Annotated in this window: 19 protein-coding genes and 2 pseudogenes; 13 read left to right on the top strand and 8 right to left on the bottom strand. The window is 63.5% G+C overall.

Annotated features, from left to right (window positions below; all coding sequences use genetic code 11):
* Positions 1-66 precede the first annotated feature (66 nt).
* Positions 67-153 (bottom strand): annotated as a pseudogene (locus GA0004734_RS26315) (peptide ABC transporter permease); the annotation flags it as partial.
* 43 nt (positions 154-196) lie between these two features.
* Positions 197-349, bottom strand: a pseudogene (locus tag GA0004734_RS21355) (ABC transporter substrate-binding protein); the annotation flags it as partial.
* Between the two features lie 191 nt (positions 350-540).
* Here GA0004734_RS21355 and GA0004734_RS21350 point away from each other — a divergent pair.
* The 12 genes from GA0004734_RS21350 to GA0004734_RS21295 all read left to right on the top strand — a co-directional run bounded on the left by GA0004734_RS21350 (position 541) and on the right by GA0004734_RS21295 (position 14,839).
* A complete protein-coding gene (locus tag GA0004734_RS21350; protein WP_092937738.1) occupies positions 541-3,960 on the top strand; it encodes a DEAD/DEAH box helicase in 3,420 nt (1,139 codons plus the stop codon).
* A gap of 181 nt (positions 3,961-4,141) precedes the next feature.
* A complete protein-coding gene (locus tag GA0004734_RS21345) occupies positions 4,142-4,432 on the top strand; it encodes a type II toxin-antitoxin system Phd/YefM family antitoxin (RefSeq protein ID WP_092938278.1) in 291 nt (96 codons plus the stop codon).
* Positions 4,429-4,806 (top strand): type II toxin-antitoxin system VapC family toxin, encoded by a 378-nt coding sequence (locus tag GA0004734_RS21340; protein ID WP_092937736.1) that lies wholly within the window; start codon positions 4,429-4,431, stop codon positions 4,804-4,806. Before GA0004734_RS21345 ends, GA0004734_RS21340 begins: the two co-directional genes overlap by 4 nt.
* Before the next feature lie 149 nt (positions 4,807-4,955).
* Positions 4,956-5,927 carry a LysR family transcriptional regulator gene (locus GA0004734_RS21335; RefSeq protein ID WP_092937734.1) on the top strand — a complete coding sequence of 324 codons (972 nt, stop codon included), beginning with the start codon at positions 4,956-4,958 and terminating at the stop codon, positions 5,925-5,927.
* Positions 5,928-6,038: 111 nt separating this feature from the next.
* Positions 6,039-7,118, top strand: a complete 1,080-nt coding sequence (locus GA0004734_RS21330) for an ABC transporter substrate-binding protein (protein WP_245292570.1) — start codon at positions 6,039-6,041, stop codon at positions 7,116-7,118.
* A gap of 2 nt (positions 7,119-7,120) precedes the next feature.
* The gene (locus tag GA0004734_RS21325) at positions 7,121-8,209 is read left to right on the top strand and encodes an ABC transporter ATP-binding protein (protein ID WP_092937732.1); all 1,089 of its coding nucleotides are present in this window, start codon (positions 7,121-7,123) and stop codon (positions 8,207-8,209) included.
* 2 nt (positions 8,210-8,211) lie between these two features.
* Positions 8,212-9,084 (top strand): ABC transporter permease, encoded by an 873-nt coding sequence (locus GA0004734_RS21320; protein ID WP_245292569.1) that lies wholly within the window; start codon positions 8,212-8,214, stop codon positions 9,082-9,084.
* Entirely contained in the window at positions 9,081-9,875 is a 795-nt protein-coding gene (locus GA0004734_RS21315) for an ABC transporter permease (protein ID WP_092937728.1), read from the top strand. Before GA0004734_RS21320 ends, GA0004734_RS21315 begins: the two co-directional genes overlap by 4 nt.
* Positions 9,872-11,347 carry an NAD(P)-binding domain-containing protein gene (locus GA0004734_RS21310; RefSeq protein WP_092937726.1) on the top strand — a complete coding sequence of 492 codons (1,476 nt, stop codon included), beginning with the start codon at positions 9,872-9,874 and terminating at the stop codon, positions 11,345-11,347. The genes GA0004734_RS21315 and GA0004734_RS21310 overlap by 4 nt, the downstream gene beginning before the upstream one ends.
* Positions 11,344-12,162, top strand: coding sequence for a creatininase family protein (locus GA0004734_RS21305; protein WP_092937724.1), 819 nt, complete (start codon positions 11,344-11,346; stop codon positions 12,160-12,162). Before GA0004734_RS21310 ends, GA0004734_RS21305 begins: the two co-directional genes overlap by 4 nt.
* Positions 12,163-12,221: 59 nt before the next feature.
* The gene (locus GA0004734_RS21300; RefSeq protein ID WP_092937722.1) at positions 12,222-13,268 is read left to right on the top strand and encodes a questin oxidase family protein; all 1,047 of its coding nucleotides are present in this window, start codon (positions 12,222-12,224) and stop codon (positions 13,266-13,268) included.
* Complete coding sequence (locus GA0004734_RS21295; RefSeq protein ID WP_092937720.1) at positions 13,265-14,839, top strand: amidohydrolase family protein; 1,575 nt, start codon at positions 13,265-13,267, stop codon at positions 14,837-14,839. Before GA0004734_RS21300 ends, GA0004734_RS21295 begins: the two co-directional genes overlap by 4 nt.
* 76 nt (positions 14,840-14,915) lie before the next feature.
* On the opposite strand, the gene GA0004734_RS21290 is transcribed toward GA0004734_RS21295, so the two are convergent.
* The 6 genes from GA0004734_RS21290 to GA0004734_RS21265 form a co-directional block, all read right to left on the bottom strand.
* Complete coding sequence (locus tag GA0004734_RS21290; protein ID WP_092937718.1) at positions 14,916-15,920, bottom strand: Gfo/Idh/MocA family protein; 1,005 nt, start codon at positions 15,918-15,920, stop codon at positions 14,916-14,918.
* A gap of 131 nt (positions 15,921-16,051) precedes the next feature.
* Positions 16,052-16,873 (bottom strand): carbohydrate ABC transporter permease, encoded by an 822-nt coding sequence (locus GA0004734_RS21285; protein ID WP_092937716.1) that lies wholly within the window; start codon positions 16,871-16,873, stop codon positions 16,052-16,054.
* A 3-nt stretch (positions 16,874-16,876) separates the two neighbouring features.
* Positions 16,877-17,746, bottom strand: coding sequence for a carbohydrate ABC transporter permease (locus tag GA0004734_RS21280; protein WP_092937713.1), 870 nt, complete (start codon positions 17,744-17,746; stop codon positions 16,877-16,879).
* Positions 17,747-17,802: 56 nt separating this feature from the next.
* Positions 17,803-19,134: an extracellular solute-binding protein gene (locus GA0004734_RS21275; RefSeq protein WP_092937711.1), complete on the bottom strand. Its 1,332-nt coding sequence runs from the start codon at positions 19,132-19,134 to the stop codon at positions 17,803-17,805.
* 36 nt (positions 19,135-19,170) lie between these two features.
* A complete protein-coding gene (locus tag GA0004734_RS21270) occupies positions 19,171-20,724 on the bottom strand; it encodes a putative N-acetylmannosamine-6-phosphate 2-epimerase (protein WP_092937709.1) in 1,554 nt (517 codons plus the stop codon).
* A 68-nt stretch (positions 20,725-20,792) separates the two neighbouring features.
* Positions 20,793-21,539, bottom strand: a complete 747-nt coding sequence (locus GA0004734_RS21265) for a GntR family transcriptional regulator (protein ID WP_092937707.1) — start codon at positions 21,537-21,539, stop codon at positions 20,793-20,795.
* A gap of 452 nt (positions 21,540-21,991) precedes the next feature.
* Between GA0004734_RS21265 and GA0004734_RS21260 the strand changes: the two genes are divergently transcribed.
* Positions 21,992-24,235 (top strand): methyl-accepting chemotaxis protein, encoded by a 2,244-nt coding sequence (locus GA0004734_RS21260; protein WP_245292568.1) that lies wholly within the window; start codon positions 21,992-21,994, stop codon positions 24,233-24,235.
* The last annotated feature ends 4 nt before the right edge of the window (positions 24,236-24,239 follow it).

Here is a 24,239-nt window from a genome sequence, read left to right as displayed (position 1 = left end):
TCTGCTCGTTTTTTACACAGCCTCTCCTATCGCTTTGTGGCATTCCGACAGGATCATCGCGGCCGCCGTTGGCAGCACCATCGCAAAGAAGCCGACCGAGAGCGAGATGCGCCCGGCGTTGAAGAGGCGGGCTGCGATATCCCGGCCGGCAGGCAGCCATTTGAGCTTCAGCGCGAAGACATAGATTGCAACAAGCCCGAACGTCTTCGGCTGTGAACGGCTTGCCGTCGTGCCATTTGCCATCATAACGAAGTGTCACCTTCCAGGTCAGGCCGTCGGCGGAAATGCCGCCACTTTCGACGGATGGCACTTCGGCGGCGAGAGCGGCAACGAACTTGCCTTCGGCATCGGTTGACGATTGGATTGCGTCCGGTGACGATGTCGGCCATCAGCTTGCCGGCGGCGGGGTCGGTCCCGAATGGACCCGGCGGGGGCAGCGGAGCTGTCATTCCCAAGGTTCATCCGTAAAAGCATCGGTTCACATTCCATGGTCCATATTGCATCATGACCCGACTCCAGCATTTCGAGTGAAACGGCCACATGACATATTCTGAGAGCGATATCCTGCGCGCGGTCGGCGCAAACGCTTTCTCGGCAGGGAAAGCCTATCAGCGCCAGCGACGCGTCATTGCATTTCAGTGGGACGGCGATGACGGCATTGCCGCGCAGGTGCAGGGATCGGACCGCAGACCGTATCGTTTGAGCATTTTCATCGGGGCAAACGAGAGAAGCGGGTCGGTTATCGAGGGGGATTGCTCCTGCCCCGTCGCCTTCAACTGCAAACATGTTGCAGCAAGCCTTCTGCATGGATTGGCAATGGCGACGAAGACGGCTTCATCGACGGGGGTGATGCCGCCCATGCCGCCTACGGCATCGGGAATGTCCGCGGCCGCGCGCACCGCGGTTGCACCGGACGCACCGCGCCCGTCGCAGCCGGCCCCATCGCAATTGTCGCCGGCCGTTGCCGACTGGCTCGACCGCCTGCGCCAGGTCGATGCTCGGAACCAGGGTGGCAACGCCGACCTTCCGCAACGATTGATCTATGTCCTGTCGCCGGAGCGGGGCCGCACGGGCATGCCGCGCCTGCGACTGGAGATCCGGTCCGGACGGACCCTGAAAGACGGAACGATGTCGCCGACCTCGACCAGTTACAACCTGCAGAACTGGCAGAATCGTTCCGAGGCGAAATTCCTGCGCAATGCCGACCGGAAAATCCTGGCGGAGATGATATCGATTCCACGTTCGGCGGTGCTTGGCCATGACTTCGCGCTGACGACAGAGCGTGGCGCGGAGATTCTCGATCAGATCCTTGCCACCGGCCGCGCCCGCTGGATGACGCTCGACGGCATCGACCTTTCGGCGGGTGCGGCAGTCCTCGGCCACGTTCGCTGGGAACCGGGACAGGGCGGATCGTTGCGCGCCGCCATGCAGTTCGACGATCCGTCGCTGACGGAAGCATGCGTTTGCCTCAACGCCACGCCGCCCGTCTACATCGATACCAGAGCCGGTGTCGTCGGCCGCATCGAGACCGCGCTTGCACCCACGGTCGCTTACGAGATGCTGGATGGTCCGGATATTCCGGCAGCCCAGCTTCCCCTCGTTGCCGCGCACCTGCGCGCATCCGGCGAGAGACTGGCGACGGCAGCACCGCCGCAGCTGGCGCAAGCCGAGATCGTCACGGGGCCGTTCCAGCCCGTCCTGCAACTGATGACGGTCCAGATGCCCATCCCCCATCGCCCGGGCTTCTACACATATGGGCAGACCGAAGCCGTCGGCATCGCCCGTCTCGCCTTTCGGTACGGCACGTGGGAGGTGGCGGCCAGTCGCGCGGAGGCCATCGTCCTGCAAATGAACGGCCTGACGCCTGTCGAGGTCCATCGAAACGCACGGACAGAAAAAGCGGCGATGAACCAGTTGCGCCTGGCCGGTTTCCTGCCGGCGCCAAGGGTTCGCGGTGGCGTGCCCGCCGCCAGCCAGAAGGATTTTTTGCCGGATGAGGGCGACACTGGCTGGTATGACGCACTGTACCAGGAGATCCCGGCCCTGGAGCGACAGGGCTGGCGGATCGAGATTGCGCCGGATTTTCCCTATCAGTTGCTGCGGAGCGATGGGACTTTCGAGGCACGCCTTGGCCAGGGCTCGGGCCTCGACTGGTTCGAACTCGACCTCGGCGTGATGGTCGCAGGCCAGCGGCTGGATCTGATCGGCCCGCTGGTCCGGCTGCTGACGAAGATCGAGCCGCAGACGCTTGAATTGCTCGAAGACGACGAGCCGCTCTTTATACCGCTACCGGACGGACAGGTGCTGGCGGTGCCGGTCGGCAGCCTTTTGCCGCTGATCCGAACACTGTTCGATCTCTTCAATCTGGCGGGCGGCGTGGGTGCGAACGGGCAGCTGCGGCTGTCGTCGCTCGATGCGGCAAGCCTCGCCGAGCTGGAGGAGGTCGCCGGCGCCGGCGTGCTCTGGCAGGGCGGCGACGGGGTGCGCGCCCTGGGCCGAAAACTGCGCGATCACCATGGGATACCCGATGTCGCGCTGCCAGCCGGGTTCGGCGCGACATTGCGTCCCTACCAGGCCCAGGGTCTCGCATGGCTGGCCTTTCTGAAGGATGCCGGGCTCGGGGGCATCCTCGCCGACGATATGGGGCTCGGCAAAACCGTCCAGGCGCTCGGGCTGATCGCCATCGAAAAGGCGGCCGGGCGGCTGTCCGGCCCGGTTCTGGTCATCGCCCCCACCAGCCTTATGACCAACTGGGCGATGGAGGCTGCGAAGTTCGTGCCGGATCTGTCCCTTCTCGTTCTGCATGGGGCAGACCGCAAGCAGCATTTCGACAGCATGGACACGGTCGATCTGGTGCTCACGACCTATCCGCTGCTGGCACGCGACCAGGCGGTTCTGGCCGGCCGCGACTGGAGCATGATCTTCCTCGACGAGGCGCAGGTGATCAAGAACGCCAATGCGGCGACGACGAAACTGGTCCACGCGCTCAAATCGCCGCATCGCTTCTGCCTGACGGGAACCCCGCTGGAAAACCACCTCGGCGAAGTATGGTCGCTGTTTCACTTTATCGCGCCGGGATTTCTCGGCGATCTGAAGAGTTTCACCCGCACCTGGCGGACGCCGATCGAAAAGAAGGGCGATACGGCGCGGGCACGGCTGCTCGCGGGGCGGATCAAGCCGTTCCTGCTCCGTCGCACCAAGGAAGAGGTCGCAAGCGATCTGCCGCCGAAAACCGTGATCACCGAAAAGGTGGCGTTTACGAGCGGTCAGCGCGCGATCTACGAGTCGATCCGTATGGCGATGCATGCGAAGGTTCAGGCCGCCATCGCCGAGAAAGGCCTTGCCCGCAGCCATATCGTCATTCTGGATGCTCTCTTGAAGCTGCGTCAGGCCTGTTGCGATCCGCGTCTGCTGAATCTCGCCCGGACGAAAGGATCGTCATCGGCGCAGGCAGGATCGGCCAAGCTAGAGCGATTGATGGAGTTGCTCGCCGGTCTGGTGGACGAGGGCCGCAAAGTCATCGTGTTCTCCCAGTTCACATCCATGCTCGACCTGATCCGACGGCAGCTGGACGATGCCGGCATCGCCTATGCCCTGCTCACCGGCGATACGGTCGACCGAGGAACGCAGGTCGCGTCTTTCCAGGAGGCAAAGGTGCCGGTCTTCCTCATCAGCCTCAAGGCCGGCGGCGTCGGGCTGAACCTGACGGCGGCCGACACCGTGATCCTTTATGATCCCTGGTGGAACCCGGCGGTGGAAGAACAGGCCATCGACCGCGCACACCGGATCGGCCAGGACAAGCCGGTTTTCGTCTACCGGCTGGTTGCCGTCGATACGATCGAGGAAAAGATGGACGTGCTCAAGGAGAAAAAGCGCGCGCTGGCCGCCAGCCTGTTCGACCATGACGGCCAGCCGACCCTCGCCATGACAGAGGAGGATTTCGACATGCTGCTCACGTAGCGGATGACGGCCGTCATGGTCTCTCACCTGGGTCAATGCCTGGGTAAGGCAATGTTGCGGGACAACGCTTCAACCAATCCTGCGAAGAGCGTCCATGAGCCACCTTCAAAAGGTACAAGTTGATTGTACGCATCATAGAGCCAAGATATCGTGCGCACCGATCGTGATGATGGAGCCCTCGGTGCCGCAGACCAGCTACAAGATTAGCGAAGCTCGCAAGAATTTTGCCGAGGTGCTTGAACGTGCCAGCCGAGGCGAGGCGATTGTCATCATGCGCGGTAGCCAAGTTTATGCACGCATCGGACCTCCTGACGGCGGAAAGCGCCCGTTCGGCCTACTGCGTCAGCGTGGGCTGCCGGATACTTTGTTCGATGATATCGATCTCGAACAGGCCGCGATCGATGCGGGCGAATGGAGTGACGATGTCGGCATCTTCCAGGGCAAGCCCGAAGAGAACAGCCACACGCGATGAAGATTCTGCTCGACAGCCACGCGGTCTACTGGTGGACGATCGGTAGTGACCGCCTTTCCCGTACGGCGCGTTCGATCATCGAGGACAAGACAAACATGGTTCTCGTGAGTGCCGTCACCTTCTACGAACTCGACAACAAGATGCGGTTGAAAAAGCTCAGTCTGAAACCGCAGGAACTGCGCGCTGCCGTTATGGCAAGCGGATTGCAAACACTCGCCATCACCGATCTGCATGCCGAACTTGCGGCCAGCTTCGATTGGGATCACCGGGACCCTTGGGACCGGCTGCTCGCGGCTCAGACACGCCTGGAACATTGCGGTTTCATTTCCATGAACGTTGCCTTCGACGCGGTTCTGTCTGAGCGTATCTGGTAGGAACAAAGCGGACCGAGCCGGTCGTCCAAGTGGCAGACTCTTCCCCCGATGCTGCGACCGCCCACTCTCACCCGCATAAGCAGCCTCCCTCCCACGTGGCACGAAAAATGCCTCTCGATGGCATGTCCCTCCAATGAAAGCGACAGGCCATGACGACACAGGCAAGTGGATCGCTCGATGTCCGGCTGATGCGGACTTTGCTGCTGCTCCTGACGGAATGCAGCGTTTCCAGGACGGCCGAGCTTCTGGGGCAGGCGCAACCGACCGTCAGCCTGACATTGCGCAAACTGCGCGAGCTTCTCGATGACCCTCTTCTCGTACGCTCGGGCAGCACGCTGGTGCCGACGGAGCGCGGACTTGCGATGCGGGACAGCATCCGGGATATACTGGGGACGATCGATGCACAGCTCGCGCCGCACCCCACCTTCGATCCCGCAACGTCGAAGCGGACCTTCCGTATCGTTGCTGCCAACTGCCTCGGCACCGTCTTTTTGCCGCCGCTCGTGGGACGCATCGCCCGGGTCGCCCCTTCGGTCAATATCGATGTCTGCCCGCTGCCGAGCTATGAGGATTTCCTTGCACAGCTGGCCGACGGCACCATCGATGCCGTGATCGGGAACTGGCCTCATCCGCCTGAACACTTGAGAATGTCGACGCTTCTGACGACCGATATCGTCTGCGTCGTGCGGTCGAGTCACCGTTTCGCCGGTCGGCGCGACCGCATCGGGATGGAGGAATTTCTTCGGGAAAACCATCTTTCGCCGACCTCCGACAAGCGCGCGCATCTCAGCCCCATCGACGGGCGGCTGATCGAGCTCGGCCTGAAGCGGCGGATCGGCGTGACCGTACCAGAATACGCCATCGCGCCTTATGTCGTCGCCCAGTCCGACCTCGTGTTCACCACGGGCCGGCATTTCGCCGAGCAGATCGCCCAGGCTTTCCCCTTTGCGGTGCTGGATGCGCCGACAGAGCTCGGGCAGATGACGTTCTATATGCTCTGGCACGATTGCAAGCATCATTCGCCGGACCATGCCTGGCTGCGCCAGATGATCAAGTCGGTGGCAGCCGACGTCCGCGCGCTGGATCGCGTGGCAACGGAGACATGCCTCGTCCCTCTCTGATACCCTCTTCGCAAAGCCGCAATAGTGTCTATTGCGATCTCGTTATAGGCGTTCGTGCTCAAAAAACGCACACTTGCCGCAGTGCAAAAGAAACCGGCAAGAGGTGAGACGATGCGGCAGGGACTGACACGACGGGACATACTGGCGGGCTTGGCTGCGGGAACGGCTGCCAGCATTCTGGGTTCGACGAGTGCTGCGCGCGCCGCCGTTTCCGAACTCGTCTGGGCGACGTGGGAATCCAACGGTCATCCGGAATATGTCGCCGCTTTCGAGAAGGAGACCGGCGCCCGGATCAAGCTCTCCTTCCTCTCCAGCGAGGATGCGCAGTTCGCGGCCCTGAAGACCGGCTCGGCCTCCGACTGGGACATGATCAACCCCTCGCTCAACGGTAGCTGGCGCTATATCAAGGCCGGCCTCCTCAAGGAGATCGATCTTTCCAAGCTTCCCAATGCCGCCCGCATGTACGATGTCTTCAAGACGACGCCGAAGGTGCTGGACGACAGCGGCAAGCTCTTCGCCGTCCCCTATCTCTGGGGTCTCAATCCGCTCGTCTATCGCACCGACAAGTTCGACAAGGAGCCGGACTATACGACGCTGTTCGATCCGAAATATTCCGGGCAACTCGCCATGCGCGATTATGCGCTGGAATCCATCGCGATCGCCGGGCTCGTGGCCGGCGTGCCGCGCGACAAGGTGTTCGTGATGGATGCGAAGGAACTGGCGGAAGCCAAGAAGCTTCTCGTCGCGCAGAAGCCGCTGCTGCGGACCTACTGGCAGACGATCGGCGACCTCACCAACCTCTTTGCCACAGGCGAGGTGTCCTGCGCCTTCTCCTGGCGCGTCCCTTATGACGAATTGAAGGGAAAGCTTCCCATGGGGATGGCCAAGCCGAAGGCCGGCATCATGGGCTGGTGCGACTGCTTCGGCATGCCCGCCTCGCTTTCGCCCGAGAAGACCGAGCTTGCCCTGAAGTTCGCCGACTATCTGCTCGGCGCGCAATATGCGACCGAGATCGCCCGGATCGGCAATTACGCGACGACCTCCTCGATCATCCGCGACGATCTGACGAAGGAGCAGCAGGCCGCGATCTTCGTGGATGACATGGAGGTGATGAAGTCCTTCATGTGGCCGGTCGCGCCCGACAATTACTCCGACTGGCTGAAGATCTGGAACGAGGTCAAGGCAAGCTGACCATGCCGGAGCATACGTCCGTCAAGCCCGAAGCGGGCCTGATCCTGTCGGCCCGCGGCCTCGTAAAATCCTACGGCAAGGGCCACGCCGTCGACGGGGTCGATCTCGATATACCCGAGCGGGCCTTCACCACGCTGCTTGGGCCATCGGGCTGCGGCAAGACGACGATCCTGCGGATGATCGCCGGCTTCGAGACCCCGGATGCGGGATCGCTCGTCCTCGACGGGCGCCCTCTCAAGGGTGTGCCGCCGGAGCGCCGGCCCGTCAATACCGTTTTCCAGAGCTATGCCCTGTTCCCGCATCTGACGGTGTTTCAGAACGTCGCGTTCTCGCTCACCTTGCGGCGGGGGTCGGGCGATCCGTCCGCTCGTGTGAAACGCGCGCTCGATGCCGTTCACATGGGGGATTTCGGCGCGCGATACCCTCACCAGCTGTCCGGCGGGCAGCAGCAGCGCGTGGCCGTGGCCCGCGCCATCATCGCGGAACCGCACATGCTCCTCCTCGACGAACCCCTGTCGGCCCTCGACCGGAAGATGCGCGGCCACCTCCAGATCGAGCTGAAGGACCTGCAACGCCGGCTCGGCATCGCCTTCGTCTATGTCACGCACGATCAGGACGAGGCTTTCGCCCTGTCCGATATCGTCGTGGTCATGAACAAGGGCCGCATCGTTCAGGAGGCCGATCCGCTGACGCTCTATGCACAGCCGGCCAGCGCATTCGTCGCCGATTTCATCGGCTCGGCAAGCCTCGTCCCTGGAAAGATCGTGGCAACGAGCCGGCGCGATATGCTGGCGAATGCAACACTCGATACGCCGCTCGGCCTCGTGCAAGCGCCGGCGATCGAGGGGCTGCAGATCGGGGCGGACGCCACGCTCGTCATCCGGCCGGAACACCTGCAGGTCTCCGCCGCACCCTCGGCCCTGCGAGCCCGCGTGCAGCATGTCGTCTTCCGCGGCGACCGGTTCCTGATCGAAGCGGAAAGCCATGGCTGCCTGCTGCGCTTCATGAGCGACACGGCCCTTGATCCCGGCACCGACATCGGGCTCGAACACGACAGAGCCCGCGCCTTCATCACCAGCGCGGAGGGATGAGCATGCCGTTTTCCCGCGCCCATCTCGCTTTTCCCGTGGCGCTCGCCCTCGGGCTCGGCTGCGTCCTGCCGCTCGGTCTGCTTCTCGTCTTCAGCGTTTTCACGGTGGACATGGACGCCTTCGAGATGGTGCCCGACCTTTCCGGCCACAGCTGGGGCCAGATCCTGTCCAATCCGGTCTTCGCCTTTCTGATCGGCAAGGCCGTCCTGTCCGGCCTCGTTACCTCAGGCCTCGCGGCACTTGTCGGCTACCCGCTGGCGCTGGCCATGGCCCGCCTGCCGGTCGTCTGGAAGGGCATCGCCAACATCGTCCTTCTCACGCCGCTCTACACCGGCGAGATCGTGCGCATCTATGCCTGGCGGATCGTGCTCGGTTCGGAAGGTCTCGTCAACGCGGTTCTCAAGGGTCTCGGCCTGATCGATGCGCCGCTGAAGTTCCTGCTGTTCTCGCCCTTCACCACGCATCTCGTGCTGCTCTACAACAACCTGCCCTTCATGGTTCTGGCGATCTGGATCTCGGTGGAGCTGGTCGATAACAGATTGATCGAGGCGGCACGCGATCTTGGCGCCCGTCCGGTCGAGGCCTTTACCAAGGTGATCCTGCCGCTGACGACGCCGGGGCTTGCCGTCGGGCTCTTCGCCGTCTTTGCGCTTGCCGCCGGCGACATGCTGACGCCGAGCCTGCTGGGCGGCACCTCCGGCGCGACCCCCATGGCAATGATCGACAACCTCTTCGGCACCGCCTTCGACTGGCCGCTCGCCTCGGCTCTCGCGCTCGGCCTTCTTATCGTGCTTTTTGGCTGCGCCACGCTGATGGCGGGGCTGCTCCTGCGCATGCGGGGTGCGCGGGCCGTCTTTGCGGGGCGCCTGCCATGAGCCGGACCGTCTCCCTCGTGCTGGCGCTCGGCGTCGGCTTCTTCTACCTGCCGATCGTCGTGCTCGCGATCTTCTCGTTCAATGCCTCCAGCCTTATGGCCTTCCCGTTGAGCGGGTTCACGCTTGCCTGGTACGCGGACCTCTTCGGCAACCGGGCCTTTCTCGAAGGATTCCTGACCAGCTTCCTGATCGCGCAGCCCGTCGGCATTCTCGGCGCGCTCATCGGGCTGATGGCAGCGCTTGCCCTGACGGCACCGGGACTGCGGCTTCGCGCGGTTCTCGTCGTCCTCGTCATTCTTCCCTTTCTGGTGCCGAAGACGGTGCTCTCCATCGCGCAGGCGATGCTGATGAACTGGGTGGGGCTCGGGCGGGGCGCAACGGCGCTGATTGCGGCGCAGACGCTGGTCGCCGTTCCCTTTGCCACCACGATCATCGCCGCCGTGCTGATCCGCCTCGATCCGCGGCTGGAGGAAGCGGCGCGCGATCTCGGCGCAACACCATGGCAGAGCTTTCGTCGCGTGCTCCTGCCGCAGTTGAGCGGCGCGCTCGGGGCCGCCTACTCCATAAGCGTCATCCTCTCGCTCGCCGACCTCACGATCTCGATGTTTCTGGCGGGCCGGACGCAGCCACTGTCTCTGGTGGTCGCGTCGGAATTCCGGCGGGAGCTCAAGCCCGACCTCAACGCCATGCAGGTCTCCGTCCTCGTGTTGACAGCCGTCATCGTCGCCCTGACCGAATTGAACCGCCGCCGCCTTCGCCGCCGTGCCTCTCCCATGCGAGACCCCGAATGATCATCTCCCCCATCACCGCCACGCCAGCCACCCTTGATGACCTGGAACAGGCCGCGCGCGCGGATCTTGCCGCCCTCGGATATCCGGCGCCCGGCTGGCTCGCACCCCTCGACGGTCATGCGTCCGGCGCCGTTGCCGATGTCATCATCGTCGGCGGCGGCCAGTCGGGGGTGACCCTGGCAGCCGGACTGAAGTGGGAGGGCCTTGCCGACGTGCGCGTCCTCGACAGCGCACCCGCCGGTCTGGAAGGGCCATGGCTGACCTTTGCCCGGATGGAGGAACTGCGCACGCCGAAAACGCAGGTGGGCAACGAATTCAACGTGCCCAATCTCTCGGTGCGCCGCTGGTTCGAAACGCGGTACGGCGTGGCCGCCTGGGCGGATCTGCCGCGCATTCCGCGCACCGACTGGAAGGCCTATCTCGACTGGTATGCCGGCGTCTTCGATATTACGATCACCAGCGAAACGCAGGTCCTCGACGTCGCGGCGGATGGCGACCTGATCGTGGTGACCAGCCTCTGCCGGGGGACGGTCAACCGGACGCTGGCACGCGCCGTCGTGCTGGCGACCGGGTTCGACGGCGCCGGCGCCTGGCGGGTTCCGGCCTTCGTCTCCGACAGTCTGGACAAGGGCCGCTACGATCACACCAACGGGCCGGTGGATTTCGCCCGCCTGAAAGGCAAGCGCGTCGGCGTGCTCGGCCATGGCGCCTCCGCCTTCGACAATGCCATCAAGGCGCTTTCGGCCGGTGCTGCTTCCGTCGATCTGTGTTTTCGCCGTCCGCGGCTGCCGCGCACCAATCCGCACCGCGCCATCGAGACGCCGGGGATGATGACGCATTATCCCGACCTCTCCGACACGACCCGCTGGCAGATCGCCCGGTTCTTCCGCAAGAACGACCAGCCGCCACCGGTGCGCAGCTTCGAGACCGCGATGGCCCTGCCCGGCTTCCGCCTTCGTCCGGCAACGCCCTGGCTCGACGTTCGGGAAACGGAAGAGGCCATCCGCGTGACCACGCCCTATGGCGTGCTCATATTCGATCACCTGCTGCTGGCGACCGGCATGGCCGTCGATCTGCCGGCCCGGCCTGAACTGAAGAGCCTGTCTGACCGCATCGCGCTCTGGGGCGAACGCTACACGCCGCCGGACGACGAGGCGGACGAGCGCCTGGCACGCCTGCCCTATCTCGATGCCTTCTACGGCTTCCTGCCGAAGCACGAGGATGACGCCTGGGTCGGTCGCGTCTTTGCCTTCAACAGCGCGAGCTTCGTCAGCCAGGGGCCGCACTCCACCTCGATCAGTGGTCATCGCCACGCCGTTCCCCGGCTGGTGCGCGGCGTGCTGCGTCGCCTGCTTCTCGATCAGGAACAGGCGATCCTGCCGGCGCTCGAGCGTTATGCCTCGGTCGATCTCCCGGTGGCAGACGACTTCGAGGCGCGTCTGGCGGCCCTTGAAACGGAGGCGGTGCGATGACCCGTTCGTTTCTCTGGCAGGACCTGACGACAGCGGAATTCGCCGAGCGTGATTTTGCAAATACCGTGGCGATCCTGCCGATCGCGGCGATCGAGCAGCATGGGCCGCATCTTCCCGTCCATGTCGATGCCGCCATCAATGCGGCGATCCTCGACCGCTTCGCAGCCATTCTAAATGACGACGCCGACGTGCTGATCCTCCCGGCCATGACCGTCGGCAAATCGGACGAGCACATCGCCTTTCCCGGAACGCTCGCCATTTCCGGCGAAACGCTGCGTCGTGTCTGGCTGGATCTGGCGGAAAGCGTGCACCGCGCCGGGGTTCGCCGGATCCTTTTCTTCAATTCCCATGGTGGCCAGATCGCGCTGATGGATATCGCCTGCCGGGACATCCGCCGTGACCTCGGCATGCTGGCGGTCGGATGCTCCTGGTTCCGGATCACCGCCATCGACGACCTGTTCTCAACGGCCGAAATCGCCCACGGCATCCATGGCGGCGATATCGAGACCAGCATGATGCTGGCGATCGCGCCCGGGCGGGTCGCGATGGACCTTGCCGAAGACTTCGTGCCGCTGACGGTGGAGATCGAGCGCTCTGGCAGCCCGCTGACGGCCGAGGGCGCGGTCGGCTTCGGCTGGCAGGCGCAGGACCTGCATGCCGCCGGCGTCTGCGGCAATGCGGCCAATGCCACGGCGGCAAAGGGCGAGACCGTGCTGCGCCGCGCGGCAGAGGCCCTCGTCGGGCTCGTCTCCGCCACCGCGGCGTTCGACCTCGCGCGCCTGACGCCCGACACACGTTTTTCGCAAAAGGTGTGAGCGATGCTGCCGATCTTCACCGACACGCCCACCGAGGCACCGATACCGGAGACAGAACGATGACCCTTCAGGAAACCGCCGGGGACGAGATCGCCGCCCTGATGGCGGAGATGCCGCATTGGGGCTCGGAGTTCGACCGCACCTTCGCCAACCACGCACCCATGGTGCTGGTTGCGCTTGCCCGCATCGGCGGAAAGCCGCATGCACTGCGCACGTTCTTCTCCTACTATCGCGACACGAAGAAGCTCCTGCCCTTTCCGCAGGCCCGATCGCATCTCACCGTCGAAACATGGGCATCCCTTCTCGGCGAGCGGCAGAGCGAGCCGGAGCTGCGTTTGTTCTTCGTGGGTGAAGTCTCGCGTCTCGGGCTCGATGGCGCCTTGCGGCACTATCTCCCGCAGCTTGCCCCCGGCATTGCGGCAAGCGCTTTCCACGCGCTGATGCGCACGGCGTATGGCGTCCTGGAACAGGACCCCGATGCCGTCGCCGTCGCGCTCGGCTACTGGGCCGCCACATATCTGCCGCTTCCCGCAGCGACCGGGGAGAGACCCCGGACCGCCGACCCGGCGGAGGTGTTGGCGCTCACGGCGGAAATTGCACCGCTGCACGGTCTGCCGCTGCACGATCTCCTCTGGCAGAACATGCGCGATGCTGCCGCCGTGCCCGCCTTCCAGCCGGTGGTCGACTGGCTGGAGATCGGGCCGGACACGATGCGGCGCATGGCAGGCACGGCGCTCGCACTTTTTGCCGGAACCCAGCATTTTGCGGCGCTGCACGCCCTCACCGGACTGCACTGGATCCGCCTCGTTTCCGCACATTGCGATGCCGCGACGACGGACACGATGCTGCGGGTCTTCTGGCAGGGCATAGCCGCGCTCATGGGTGAACTGGGCTTCCCCGTTTTGCCGGATGCGACGGCACTCGACCGCTGGCGCCACCTGCCCGCGCCCGATTGGGCCGACATCCACGCCGCTGCCGCCGAGAGTTATGACGAACACGATATCAGCCTTGCCTTTTCCGCTTTCGAAGAGATGGCTGCCTATGGCGATCCGCTCTACAGGGTGGTGGCCGCCCGTCGTCTCGGGATGATCGGAGACTATCGATGACCTTGCCCGCGCGATCGCCCGTTTCCGACTGCATCATCGAGGCCGGCACCGTGCTGACCGGGCTCGATGCGGATGGCGGTATGCAGATGCGACATGATGTCGGCATTCGCGTCGATCGCGGCGTGATTGCCCAGATCGGGCCGCTGGAGGCCGTCGGCTACGGCCAGGATCACCTGCCGCGCTACGGCTCCCGCGACATGATCGCCATGCCGGGGCTCGTCAACGCTCACCACCATTTCGGCGTGACGCCGCTGATGCAGGGCATTCCGTTCGCGCCGCTCGAACTCTGGCTGCCGCAATTCCGTGCCATGCGGGCTGTCGATACCCGGCTCGATACGCTCTACTCGGCGATCGAGATGCTGGAAAGCGGCACGACGACCGTGCAGCACATCAACAGCGGCCTTTCCGGCACGCCGGACAGCTGGACGGCAACGGCCGACGCCACGCTGTCCGCCTATGGCGAGATCGGCATGCGGGCCGGTTTCTGCTTCATGATCCGCGACCGCAATATCCTCGGCTATGACGACGATGCCGAAGTATTGGCCGGGCTTCCCGCAGATGTCCGCGACTGGATCGCCCCGAAGCTCGCTGCTGCTGCCATCCCCATTTCCGAGCTCATGGATTTCTACAAAGACCTGCGCGACCGCTGGCTGCCCGCCAACGGCGACCATGTCCGCATCAACCTTGCACCCGCCAACCTGCACTGGTGCAGCGATCCGTGCCTGCAAACCATCGTGGAGACGGCGCGCACGACCGGCGGCAGCGTGCACATGCACCTGCTGGAGACCGAACGGCAGCGGGACTTTGCGCATAAGCGCTATGGCCACAGTGCCGTCGAGCACCTCAAGGCGATCGAATGCCTCGGGCCAGAACTGACGCTGGGCCATGGCAACTGGATGAGCCGGGGAGATCTCGACCTGATCGCGGACTGTGGCTGCACCCTGTGCCATAACGCCTCGTCGGGCCTGCGGCTCGGCAGCGGCATCGCTCCTGTCAACGAGATGCGCCGCCGCGGCATTCCCGTTTCGCTCGGCATCGACCAGTCGAACATCGCGGATGATCGCGACATGACGCTGGAAATGAAGCTGGTCTGGGCGCTGCACCGCGAGACCGGTCTCTTCAACGAACGACCGGATGCAGCCGCCGTCCTCCAGATGGCGACCGAGCACGGCGCCCGGTCCGTCGGCTTCGGCGGCTTCACCGGTCGGCTCGTCCCCGGGCAGCAGGCCGATATCCTGCTGATGGACCGCCGAAAAATCGCCCGGCCTGCCGTACATCCCCGAACGCCGATCGTCGAAGCGCTCCTCCACCGCGGCGGCCGCCATGCCATCCACCAGGTCTTCGTCGGCGGCCGCCTTGTTGTCGATGGCGGCAAGGTCGTCACGATCGATCGCGACGCCGTCCTCACCGAGATCGCCGCCATCCTCGAACGCCAGGATACTCCGGCGGAAGCCACCGCCCGCGCCGCCGTGGAGACGATGATGCCTCATCTGGAAGCCCGGCTGCGGGCCTCCGGCCTTGGCGAGGGACAAAAATCCTATCGCTATAATGCGATGGCGGATGGGACATGATGTGCTTGAGAAATCCGAGGAGACCTCCTTACTGAAACCCGGCGCGGTTCGACAATCCGTTCCGAGATACCGCGTTCTACGACATGTCCTGTTCCGACGGGTACACCAGGACAATCTGACGCCGGACCTCATCCAGCGTCTCCATGATGGCAATGGTTTCTTCGGGTTTCATCACCTGGGAGGTTGAACCGGACCGGACAAGCCGTTCCATCTCGAATGCCTGGAACTGCATTCCACGCCCGCTGACCGTTTCCGTGAACGCTTCCAGAATGGCGCCTTCATGGTCGATGACGCGAAAAGAGGTCGGCGAATACCAGACGGATGCTATCTCGATGCGGGCCTTCGAGCCGTAGATGACGGCGGTGTTAGGCCCGGCGCAGTCCAGAGCGGACGTTGTCATGGAGATCGCGGCGTTAGCATGTTGCATGACCGTCGATACCTCCGCATCGACGCCCGTGTCTTTGAACCGCGCCGTCGCCTTGACCTCCGTTGGATGACCCAGAATGTCGAATGCAAAAGAGATCGGGTAGATACCGAGGTCGAGCAGAGCACCACCTCCGAGGTCCAGCGCGTTCAGGCGATGGTGCGGATCGGTCGGCAGCGACTGCTTGTGCTCGGCCGTCACGGCGCGAAGAGTTCCCAGCGTCCCGGCATCGATGACCTCATGAACCCGTCGCATGTGCGGCAGAAACCGCGTCCACATCGCCTCCAGGACGACAAGGTTTTTCGATGCGGCGCGCTCAACGATCTGCCGGGCTTCCGGGGCATTCAACGTGAACGGCTTCTCGATCAGAATGTGCTTACCGGCATCGAGTGCCAGCAGGGCTGCAGCGACGTGCTGGGGATGGGGCGTCGCGACATAGATGATATCGACGTCAGGGTCGGCAACCAGATCTTCATAACTCCCGTGAGCATTGGATATACCGAAACGTTGAGCGAAAGCGGCCGCCTTTTCCGGGCTCCGCGAACCCACTGCGGCAACAGTAAGCCCTGCATCGATCAAGTCCTGCGTGAACAGTTCAGCAATCCATCCCGTCGCCAGAATGCCCCATCCCAGTGCTTTTTCCACATTATCCTCCATGACAGCGTCCATTCCGACCTTTGGAGCACAAGTGGACGCTCTTCGCCATGGTCGGAAAGACGCTATTTTTATTGCTCGCTTCTGAACACGTGATGCTCGTTCCGTCTGGTTCGAAACGGCTGTATCCGCCGTCAGCCCTTCACCGCACCCGCCATCATCGAGCCTGAGATTTGGCGGTACATGACGAGGCCGAGGAGAACGGGTGGCAAGGCACCGAGAACCATGACGGCGGAGGCTGTTCCCCATTGGACGCCGCCACCGCTGGCGGCGAAGAAGAACGAGGCGCCGACGGTTGCGGGGACGGCGCGGCTGGTGGTCAGCATCAACCCGAAGAGAAACTCGTTCCAGGCCGTGATGAAGCCGAAAATGAAGGTCGTCACCAGCGCCGGACGGACGACGGGACGAATGATCCGCGTCATGATCTGCCAGGAACTCGCGCCGTCCATCCTTGCCGCCTCGTCAAGCTCCAGCGGAACGTCGGAAATGGCATCGACGAGGATCACGAGGGCCAGCGGTATGTTGACGATGGTGAGGATCAGCCCGAGGCCGAGCTGGGTGTCGAGCAGCCCGAGCCACTGATACATCATGTAGAGCGGGATCGCGAAGATGATCAGCGGCACGGCGCGCAGGTTGATGACGATCGGCAGGAGCGTCCGCCGTCCGACATCGCTCTTGGCAATGGCATAGGCGGCGGGAAACGCGAGTAGGATCGCAAAGCCCGTTCCGATCAGCGCGGCGACGGTGCTGTTCCACAGATAGGCGTAGATATTGAACCGGTCCGTCTGCGTGAGGATCCGCAGATAGTTCTCGATCGTCGGCTGGCCGATCCAGAGACCGGGATTGACGGACAGTTCGCGCGCGCCTTTGAACGACGTGACGAGTGTGACGATGATGGGGAAGTTCATCGCGAGAACGGCGATGACAAAGACGATCCAGCGCAATGTTTTCATCATGGTCTAGCTCCTGCGCCGCCGGCCGGCCAGCCAGTTCAGCATGGAGAGGACGGCGAGAGAGGCCAGAAACAGCACCACGGATGCAGCCACGGCCTTGCCGATCGCCCCTTGCTTGAAGAAGGCCTGGTAGATGTAGATCGAAAGCGACATCGTGGAGCCGCCGGCGCCGCTGCCGGTCAGGGCATAGACATTGTCGAACACGCGAAAGCCATCGATGAACCGGATGAAGAAGGCGATGACGAGCGTCGGCAACATCAGCGGCAGTTCAATGAGCCAGAGCACCTTCCAGCCCGACGCGCCGTCGAGGGCGGCGGCCTCGCGAATATCGTTGGGTACGGCGACATAGGCCATGTAGAACAGCAGGAAGGCGAACGGCGTCCATTGCAGGATTTCCACGACACTCAACGTCCAGAAGGCGTTGTTGATGTCGAGAAAGGCCGGACTGTCGCCGAACCATTCGAAGAGATAGTAGGGCACCGGCCCCGCGAACTCGTGCAGCACCAGCCGGTACATCAGGCCGACCATCGCCGGCGCCACCATCAATGGCAACATCAATGGCGCCATCAGCACGGGACGCTTCGTCAGAAGCGGCGCAAGGAACACCGCCAGGAAGAGGCCGAGCAGGCATTCGACAATGGCCGTCAGCAGGCCGAAGCGGAGAGAGAAGGATGTTGCGCGCCAGAAATCCTTGTCTGCAAGCACGGCGAGATAGTTGCCAAAGCCGCTGATCGTCGGCGCGCGCAGCGTCTCGAACGTCACGGTCGAGACGGAATAGACCAGGTTGATGATGGCGGGAAAGCCAAGGAACAGCAGGAGAAAGCCGACCAGCGGCGTCAGAAAGCCAAGTCCCTCGGAGCGTCGTACAATGATCATGTCGATCCATGGACGGTCCGGGCGCCGCGATGAATGCGCCGCCCGGGGGGATGCCGTCACTTCTTGAGGAGGGTCTGCATTCCGGACTTGGTGTTTGCCAAGGCCTCGTCGAGGCTTTGCTGACCGGCCCAGTAGCCGGTGAATTCCTTTGCCTGAAGCTCGTAGATCGAAAGCGTGTTCGCCGACGTTGCGCCGTTCATGACGTAGCCGTATTGGCTGGCGAACGCGCCCAGTTTGACGAGGTCGGGACGTGCCTCTGCAACCTTGGCGACCACTTCCGGCACGAGGGCGGGAGAACCGCCGCTGCGGGCATAGGCGAGCGCCGCCTCCTCCGTCGCCAGCCATTTCAGGAACCGGGTGGCACCCTCCTTGTTCTTGGCATTCTTGTTCAGGCCGAGACCGAGCCCGTGAATATGGTCGGCGCGGCCGTTCGGGCCTGCGGGCGGCGCGACGATGCCGGTAACCCCGGCCACGGCCGGAGAGGTTTCCGGGTTCGTCAGATCGGCCGCGGCAGCGTTCCATTGCAGCGCGGTTGCCGCCTGCCCCGAACTGAAGGCGGCGTTGGTTTCCGGATATTCGTAGCTGAGCGAGTCCTTCGGCGATGCGCCGGCGTCGTAGAGCGTCTTGTAGAGTTCGAGCCCGGTCCGGTAGGGATCGCTGTCAACCGTCACGTTCCCGTCCTTGTCCGTCCAGTCGCCGCCATAGGCGCGCGGGAGGGATTGGAACACCATCATGTTGAACAGCAGGTTCTTCATCTGAAGCACCGTGCCGTAGCGCACCGGGCTTTCGGAATTGACCTGCTTGGAGAAATAGAGAGAGGTCGCCGCCCAGTCGTCCCAGGTCCAGCTGTCCGGGTCTTTCGGTTGCAGCGCCTTGCCGAGAAATTGCTGCGAAATCTCGGCGTATTTCTTCTTGCCCGCCTCGTCCTGCATCAGGGCGTCCATCAGGTCCTTGCGGTAGTACATGAAGTGCAGCGAAAGATCGGTCGGCACGCCATATTGCTTGCCCTCGAACTGCATCGTCTTCAGCACAGCATCGCCGAACGTCTTCGCGGCCTCGCTGCCGAGATCGATCGGCTCCATGTAAGGCGCATAGCGCCCAATCGAGTAGGTGGCGACGAGGTTGATGTCGAAAGCTGTCGAGCCCGCTGCCATGTCGGCCTGCAGCTTGTCGTAGAAACCCTCGCGGTTGAAGAACAGCAGCTCCACCTTGTCGGCATCGGCAAGGCCGGACGTGCCGTTATAGGTTTCGACAGCAGCACGCAGGGCTGTTTCCTCCGATCCGCCCGGCCAGCCGAGCACCGTCACCGTTGCGTTCGAGGTGGCGGGCAGCGCGACGCTCGCGAGAAGCATGGCGAGCGCCGATAGGCATGTCCTGTTCGATGTCATCTACGTTCCCTTTGTTATCGTTGATGGAAGTTACTGTCAGGTCTGCCTCTGAGGCATCTCCGCGGCAAGGCTTGCGACGCCGACGACGCCCGCCCGGCTGCCGAGCAGCGCCGGCACCAACCGGGGCGTCACACGCGCATCCATCCCGTCGAAGGCACGGCGCATGCGCTCGATATAGCCATCGGCAAGCCCGATGCCGCCGCCGATCACGATCACGCCGGGGTCCAGCATCATCTGGATATCGCGGCAGAGCGTCGCGGCGCGGAATGCGGATTGCGCGACGATCTCCTTCGCCCAGGATGCCCCCTCGCCTGCCCAGGTGAAAATCTCTGCCGCCGTTGCCGCATGGCCGAGCTTGGCGGCCTCTGCGGCCATCCAACGGCCCGAGGTCAGGTCTTCCAGCGGCGATTTGCCGGCAGACGGGCCACGGATGAGCCCGAAATGGCCGGCGAGCCCTTGAAGCGGCCGGCCGTTGATCACAATGCCGCCGCCAATGCCGGTCGAGATCGTGAGAAAGACCAGGTTGCCGTGCCCGTCGCGCGACGCCGAAGCCCCGGCGCCGAACCTGTACTCGCCCCAAGCCGCCGCCTGCGCATCGTTGACGGCAAGGACCGGCACGGTGAACAGGGCCGCCGCCCCCCTAAGCAGCGGATATCGATATGGAATATTCAGCGTTGCCGCATTCAAGGCTGACCAGCATCCATCCTCTATGAAGCCGGTGACCGCGATACCGACGCGCGTGTAGCGCCCCGCCCAGGATCGTGTGGCCTCCGCGATGCCCGCCAGCCATGCATCGGGGCCGTCCTCTCTTCGGGTGGGAACCGTGATGTCCTCGACCACCTCGCCTCCGACGACCAGAGCCGCCATGGTTTTCGTGCCGCCGATGTCGATGGCAAGCACCGCATTCTCCTGATCGGTCCTGCTCCCGTAAGCCGACGTGACCGCATCACGGAACCAGGCCGTGACATGCTCCGTCCGGGTGATGGCGGAACCGACGACGACGGCATAGGCCCCCGCCCGTGCCGCCGCGGCCGCCTGTTCGGTCGTGCGGATGCGCCCCTCAGCAATCACGAAGGGGGTCAGCCTGCGCATGGCCGCAATCAGGTCGAGATCGGGATCGACCGGCTCAGGACCGCCGACATAGCCCGACAGTGTGGTGCCGACGAAATCGGCGCCGGCGGCCAGCGCCTGTCTTGCATCCTCGAGGCTCGAACAATCCGCCATCGTCAGCTTGCCGCGCGCCTTGACGGCCTGCACGAGCGCCTTCACGGAGGCCGGACGGGGACGGTCGGTGGCGTCGAAAGCGACGATGTCGGCACCTGCCGCCATCAGCGCCTCCGCATCTGAGACAAAGGGCGTGATGCGGACGGCGCTGTCGTCGAGGTCGCGCTTGACGATCCCGATAATCGGAACGGTGACCGCCGCCCGAACGGCCGCGACATAGGCCACGGACTCGATCCGCAAGGCCCGGGCGCCGGCATCGATGGCAGCCTTCGCAAAGCCGACCACAAAGTCGGCCGTGTCCGTCGGGCCATCGGGCACCGGCTGGCAGGAGACGATGAGGCTGTTCTTCAGGTCTTCGGCGAACACACGCGACACTCCGGTTCGGCATCACGATAATCGGAAAAGACCAGATGGCAACCAGCTATAAACTGGTATCATCTCTGCAGTTCGAACACGAAGTCGTAGACCTCGCCCTTGTAGCGGGTCTCGCAAAACTCGACGATCTGACCGTCGGTCAGGAAGCACCTGCGCTCCGTCATCAACAACGGTGCGCCCACCTCGCAGTGAAGGTGCACGGCATCCTGCGCGGATGCACCGCGCGAGCGCATGCGTTGAACGGCACGTTGCGGCAGGAAGCCGCGGGCTTCCAGCGTCTCGTACAGCGACGCGCCCACCATGTCGCCCGAGGGAATGAACCGGATGGGAACCGTCGAGGTCTCCACCGCAATGGCGACGTCGTCAGCCGTCCTGATGCGCTTCATGCGCAGGATCTGGCTGTTGCCCGCAACGCCAAGGGCCATCATCTCGGCGGGTGACGGGCGGCCTATCTCCTTGGAAAGCCATATGCATCCGGGTATCAATCCCCGCGCGACGATATCCTCCGAAAAGCTGGTCAAAGTGGAAAGAGATTTCTCGACGCGCGATCCGATCTCTGTCCGGAAGCCGTGACGGCGATTGAGCAACCGTTCCTCCTCCAGAAGCGCGAGCGCCTTGCGGACCGTGACGCGGGAAAGCGACAGAGCGTCCGCGAGCGTTCGCTCTCCCGGCAGGACAGCGCCGGCCCTGACCGTATTCGAGCGGATGACGGTCTCGATCGCCGTCTTCAGCCGTTTGTAGAGCGGCTGTCCCTGAGGCGCAGCCTTCAGCTCCCTTCCGATCAATGCGAGCAGATCCTCCCCCATCCTGTTCCCTCACCTGTGGACGTTGCCGATACCGGGCCTCGAAAAAATTTCTCGGATCTATACTGGTATTAGAATGACGCGACAATACCCACACGGTCATCGCCTCGGCGCGCAGACCAGACCGTGACCCGAGGAGTATTTGCGCCAAGTCCAAAGGCTGCGAGACACGGTCAAGCAAATTGGCACGACGAGGAAATTGGACGGAATGGGAACAGTTTCTGCTTGGAATTCGGTATGAGTCATCCCCCGGATCGGCAGGTTCGAGCAGAGGCTTCAGCGCTGCCATTGCGGCATGACGTGCCTGCTCCGCGCCGAGCACGGACACGCGACCATATAGCACTCGCTAAAAGAAAGTTCTTTCCAGGTTTTGCTCAGATTCCGGTTGTAAATTCATTCATATTTTATGAGTTTCGTCCATCCTTGCTTACATCTTTCACGTTGCCGAGGATCTCGTGGCTCATTCCGTCGTAAAACGTCCGCTTTGGATCAAAATCACTGCCTACGGTTTCGCAGCCGTGCTCTTTTCCGCTGTTGCGATCGGCGGCAGCGCATCGTACCGGCAATCGGCCTCGACAGCGGATACGCTGGCACACGAGGCGAGTGCGGACCGTGCTCTCGTCGAGATGGATATGGCAGCGCAGCGGAAGACGGCTTCGGCGATCGCTCTTGCCCTTGCCGGCGAGCCGGAGATGGCGGGGCTGATTGCGTCCAACGCGCGGGAAGCGATTATCGCGCGCTACGCCGGTGCCATGTCTTCCATCGTCAAGGAGGGCGGAATTACGCTCCTCACGGTGACCAATGCAAACGGTGAAGCCGTTGCCCGCATTCACACGCCGGACAAATTCGGCGACGACATGAAGGGACGCCGCAAGACCATCGTCCAGGCGCTGCAGTCCGGCAATCTGGTTGCAGGTATCGAACCCGGACGGACAGCCGTCAGCATGTTCGCATCGGCTCCGATCAAGAAGGCCGGCGTCGTCGTCGGTGTCGTCGATGCGGGCACGAGCCTGACGAACGACTATTTCTCGTCCGTCGCTCAGCGTATCGGTGGTGAGATCGCCGTCTACGTCCAAGCCGATGGCAAGCTGGTCAAGCAGGCATCGACCTTCGAAGGCGACCTGTTGCCGGAGGCAAGCCTCACGTCCGTACTGGCCGGAGAGACGATGCAAGCCAACGTCACCATCGCCGACCGGCACTATATCGTCGAGGCCCGACCGCTGACCAATTTCTCAGGCGCGACAATCGGCGTTCTCCAGATCGCATCGGACGTCACCACGGTGGTGGATGAGGCCTCGGAAGCCTTATGGATGACGATCATCGGCACGGTGGTCGTTTCAATCCTGTCGCTGCTCGGCTTCCTGATCTTTGCCCGCTCGCTTGCCTCGGTCATTGGCGGGATCACGACGACCATGACCCGTCTTGCCAAGGGTGACCTGGACGCCGCCATCGACGGCGGAGAGCGGCCCGACGAGGTTGGCGCCATGGCGCGCGCCGTGCAGGTGTTCAAGGACAACGCCATCAAGACACGGGACCTCGAAGAACAGGCAGACCGCCAGCGCAGCCAGTCTGAGGACGAGCGACGCCGCGCCACCGAGACGGAGAGCGCCCGTGCCGCAGCCATGACCCAGGCGACGAGGGGACTTGCCGACGGCCTCAAGCACCTGGCCGAGGGAGACCTGAGCTTTCATATTTCCGAAACCTTCCACCATGACTTCGAGAGCCTGCGAACCGACTTCAACCAGGCCGTCGAACAGCTCCGCACGACCCTTTCCTCCGTGTCGGAAGCAACCGCGTCCATCGACAGCGGATCACGCGAAATCAGCCAGAGCGCCGACGACCTTTCGCGCCGGACCGAACAACAGGCAGCGTCCCTGGAGGAAACGGCCGCGGCGCTCGATGAAATCACGGTCAATGTCTCGAACTCCTCGAAGCGCGCCGAGGAAGCGCGTGCGGTTGCCGTCCAGGCCAATGAAAGCGCACGACGCTCCGGTACGGTGGTGGGTGATGCCGTCGATGCCATGAGCAAGATCGAACAGTCCTCCAGCCAGATCTCGAACATTATCGGCGTTATCGACGAAATCGCGTTCCAGACCAATCTTCTGGCCTTGAATGCCGGCGTCGAGGCAGCACGCGCCGGCGAAGCCGGTCGCGGGTTCGCCGTCGTGGCGCAGGAAGTGCGCGAACTGGCACAGCGCTCCGCAAAGGCCGCAAAGGAGATCAAGGATCTCATCCGGAACTCCTCCGGCGAGGTCCAGAGCGGGGTACACCTCGTCCAGCAGACCGGAGATGCGTTGCGGACGATCGAGGCCTACATCGTCACGATCAACCAGCACATGGATTCCATCGCGACCTCTTCGCGGGAGCAATCCGTGGGCCTTGCGGAGGTCAACACCGCCGTCAATCAGATGGATCAGGTCACCCAGCAGAACGCCGCCATGGTCGAGGAAGCCAATGCCGCCGGTGCGACGCTGGCGATGGAGGCTGCAAGGCTCAAGGAGCTGGTCGGACGTTTCCAGTTCGCTTCGGCGAGCGGGGCGTCGATGCGGCCGCGACAGGCACCCGTTGAAAGAGGCCCCTCCTCTCCTCCGGCATCTCAACCGCGCGCGATGATCAAGAAAATCAGCAAGGCCTTTTCAGGACGGTCCTCGGCAGCCGTGGCGCTGCAATCCTCCACAGACAGCTGGGAAGAGTTCTGAAATC

The sequence above is a fragment of the Rhizobium sp. 9140 genome, from assembly GCF_900067135.1.
Lineage (GTDB): Bacteria > Pseudomonadota > Alphaproteobacteria > Rhizobiales > Rhizobiaceae > Ferranicluibacter.
The sequence above is the reverse complement of the archived record's forward strand: the minus strand, read 5'-3'. Positions and strand labels throughout refer to the sequence as shown.

Bases quoted from the DNA above. Each gene is read 5' to 3' on its own strand.
- GA0004734_RS21350 (WP_092937738.1), top strand. From the start codon at position 541: ATGACATATTCTGAGAGCGATATCCTGCGCGCGGTCGGCGCAAACGCT.
- GA0004734_RS21340 (WP_092937736.1), top strand. From the start codon at position 4,429: ATGAAGATTCTGCTCGACAGCCACGCGGTCTACTGGTGGACGATCGGT.
- GA0004734_RS21335 (WP_092937734.1), top strand. From the start codon at position 4,956: ATGACGACACAGGCAAGTGGATCGCTCGATGTCCGGCTGATGCGGACT.
- GA0004734_RS21330 (WP_245292570.1), top strand. From the start codon at position 6,039: ATGCGGCAGGGACTGACACGACGGGACATACTGGCGGGCTTGGCTGCG.
- GA0004734_RS21325 (WP_092937732.1), top strand. From the start codon at position 7,121: ATGCCGGAGCATACGTCCGTCAAGCCCGAAGCGGGCCTGATCCTGTCG.
- GA0004734_RS21320 (WP_245292569.1), top strand. From the start codon at position 8,212: ATGCCGTTTTCCCGCGCCCATCTCGCTTTTCCCGTGGCGCTCGCCCTC.
- GA0004734_RS21315 (WP_092937728.1), top strand. From the start codon at position 9,081: ATGAGCCGGACCGTCTCCCTCGTGCTGGCGCTCGGCGTCGGCTTCTTC.
- GA0004734_RS21310 (WP_092937726.1), top strand. From the start codon at position 9,872: ATGATCATCTCCCCCATCACCGCCACGCCAGCCACCCTTGATGACCTG.
- GA0004734_RS21305 (WP_092937724.1), top strand. From the start codon at position 11,344: ATGACCCGTTCGTTTCTCTGGCAGGACCTGACGACAGCGGAATTCGCC.
- GA0004734_RS21300 (WP_092937722.1), top strand. From the start codon at position 12,222: ATGACCCTTCAGGAAACCGCCGGGGACGAGATCGCCGCCCTGATGGCG.
- GA0004734_RS21295 (WP_092937720.1), top strand. From the start codon at position 13,265: ATGACCTTGCCCGCGCGATCGCCCGTTTCCGACTGCATCATCGAGGCC.
- GA0004734_RS21290 (WP_092937718.1), bottom strand. From the start codon at position 15,920: ATGGAGGATAATGTGGAAAAAGCACTGGGATGGGGCATTCTGGCGACG.
- GA0004734_RS21285 (WP_092937716.1), bottom strand. From the start codon at position 16,873: ATGATGAAAACATTGCGCTGGATCGTCTTTGTCATCGCCGTTCTCGCG.
- GA0004734_RS21280 (WP_092937713.1), bottom strand. From the start codon at position 17,746: ATGATCATTGTACGACGCTCCGAGGGACTTGGCTTTCTGACGCCGCTG.
- GA0004734_RS21275 (WP_092937711.1), bottom strand. From the start codon at position 19,134: ATGACATCGAACAGGACATGCCTATCGGCGCTCGCCATGCTTCTCGCG.
- GA0004734_RS21265 (WP_092937707.1), bottom strand. From the start codon at position 21,539: ATGGGGGAGGATCTGCTCGCATTGATCGGAAGGGAGCTGAAGGCTGCG.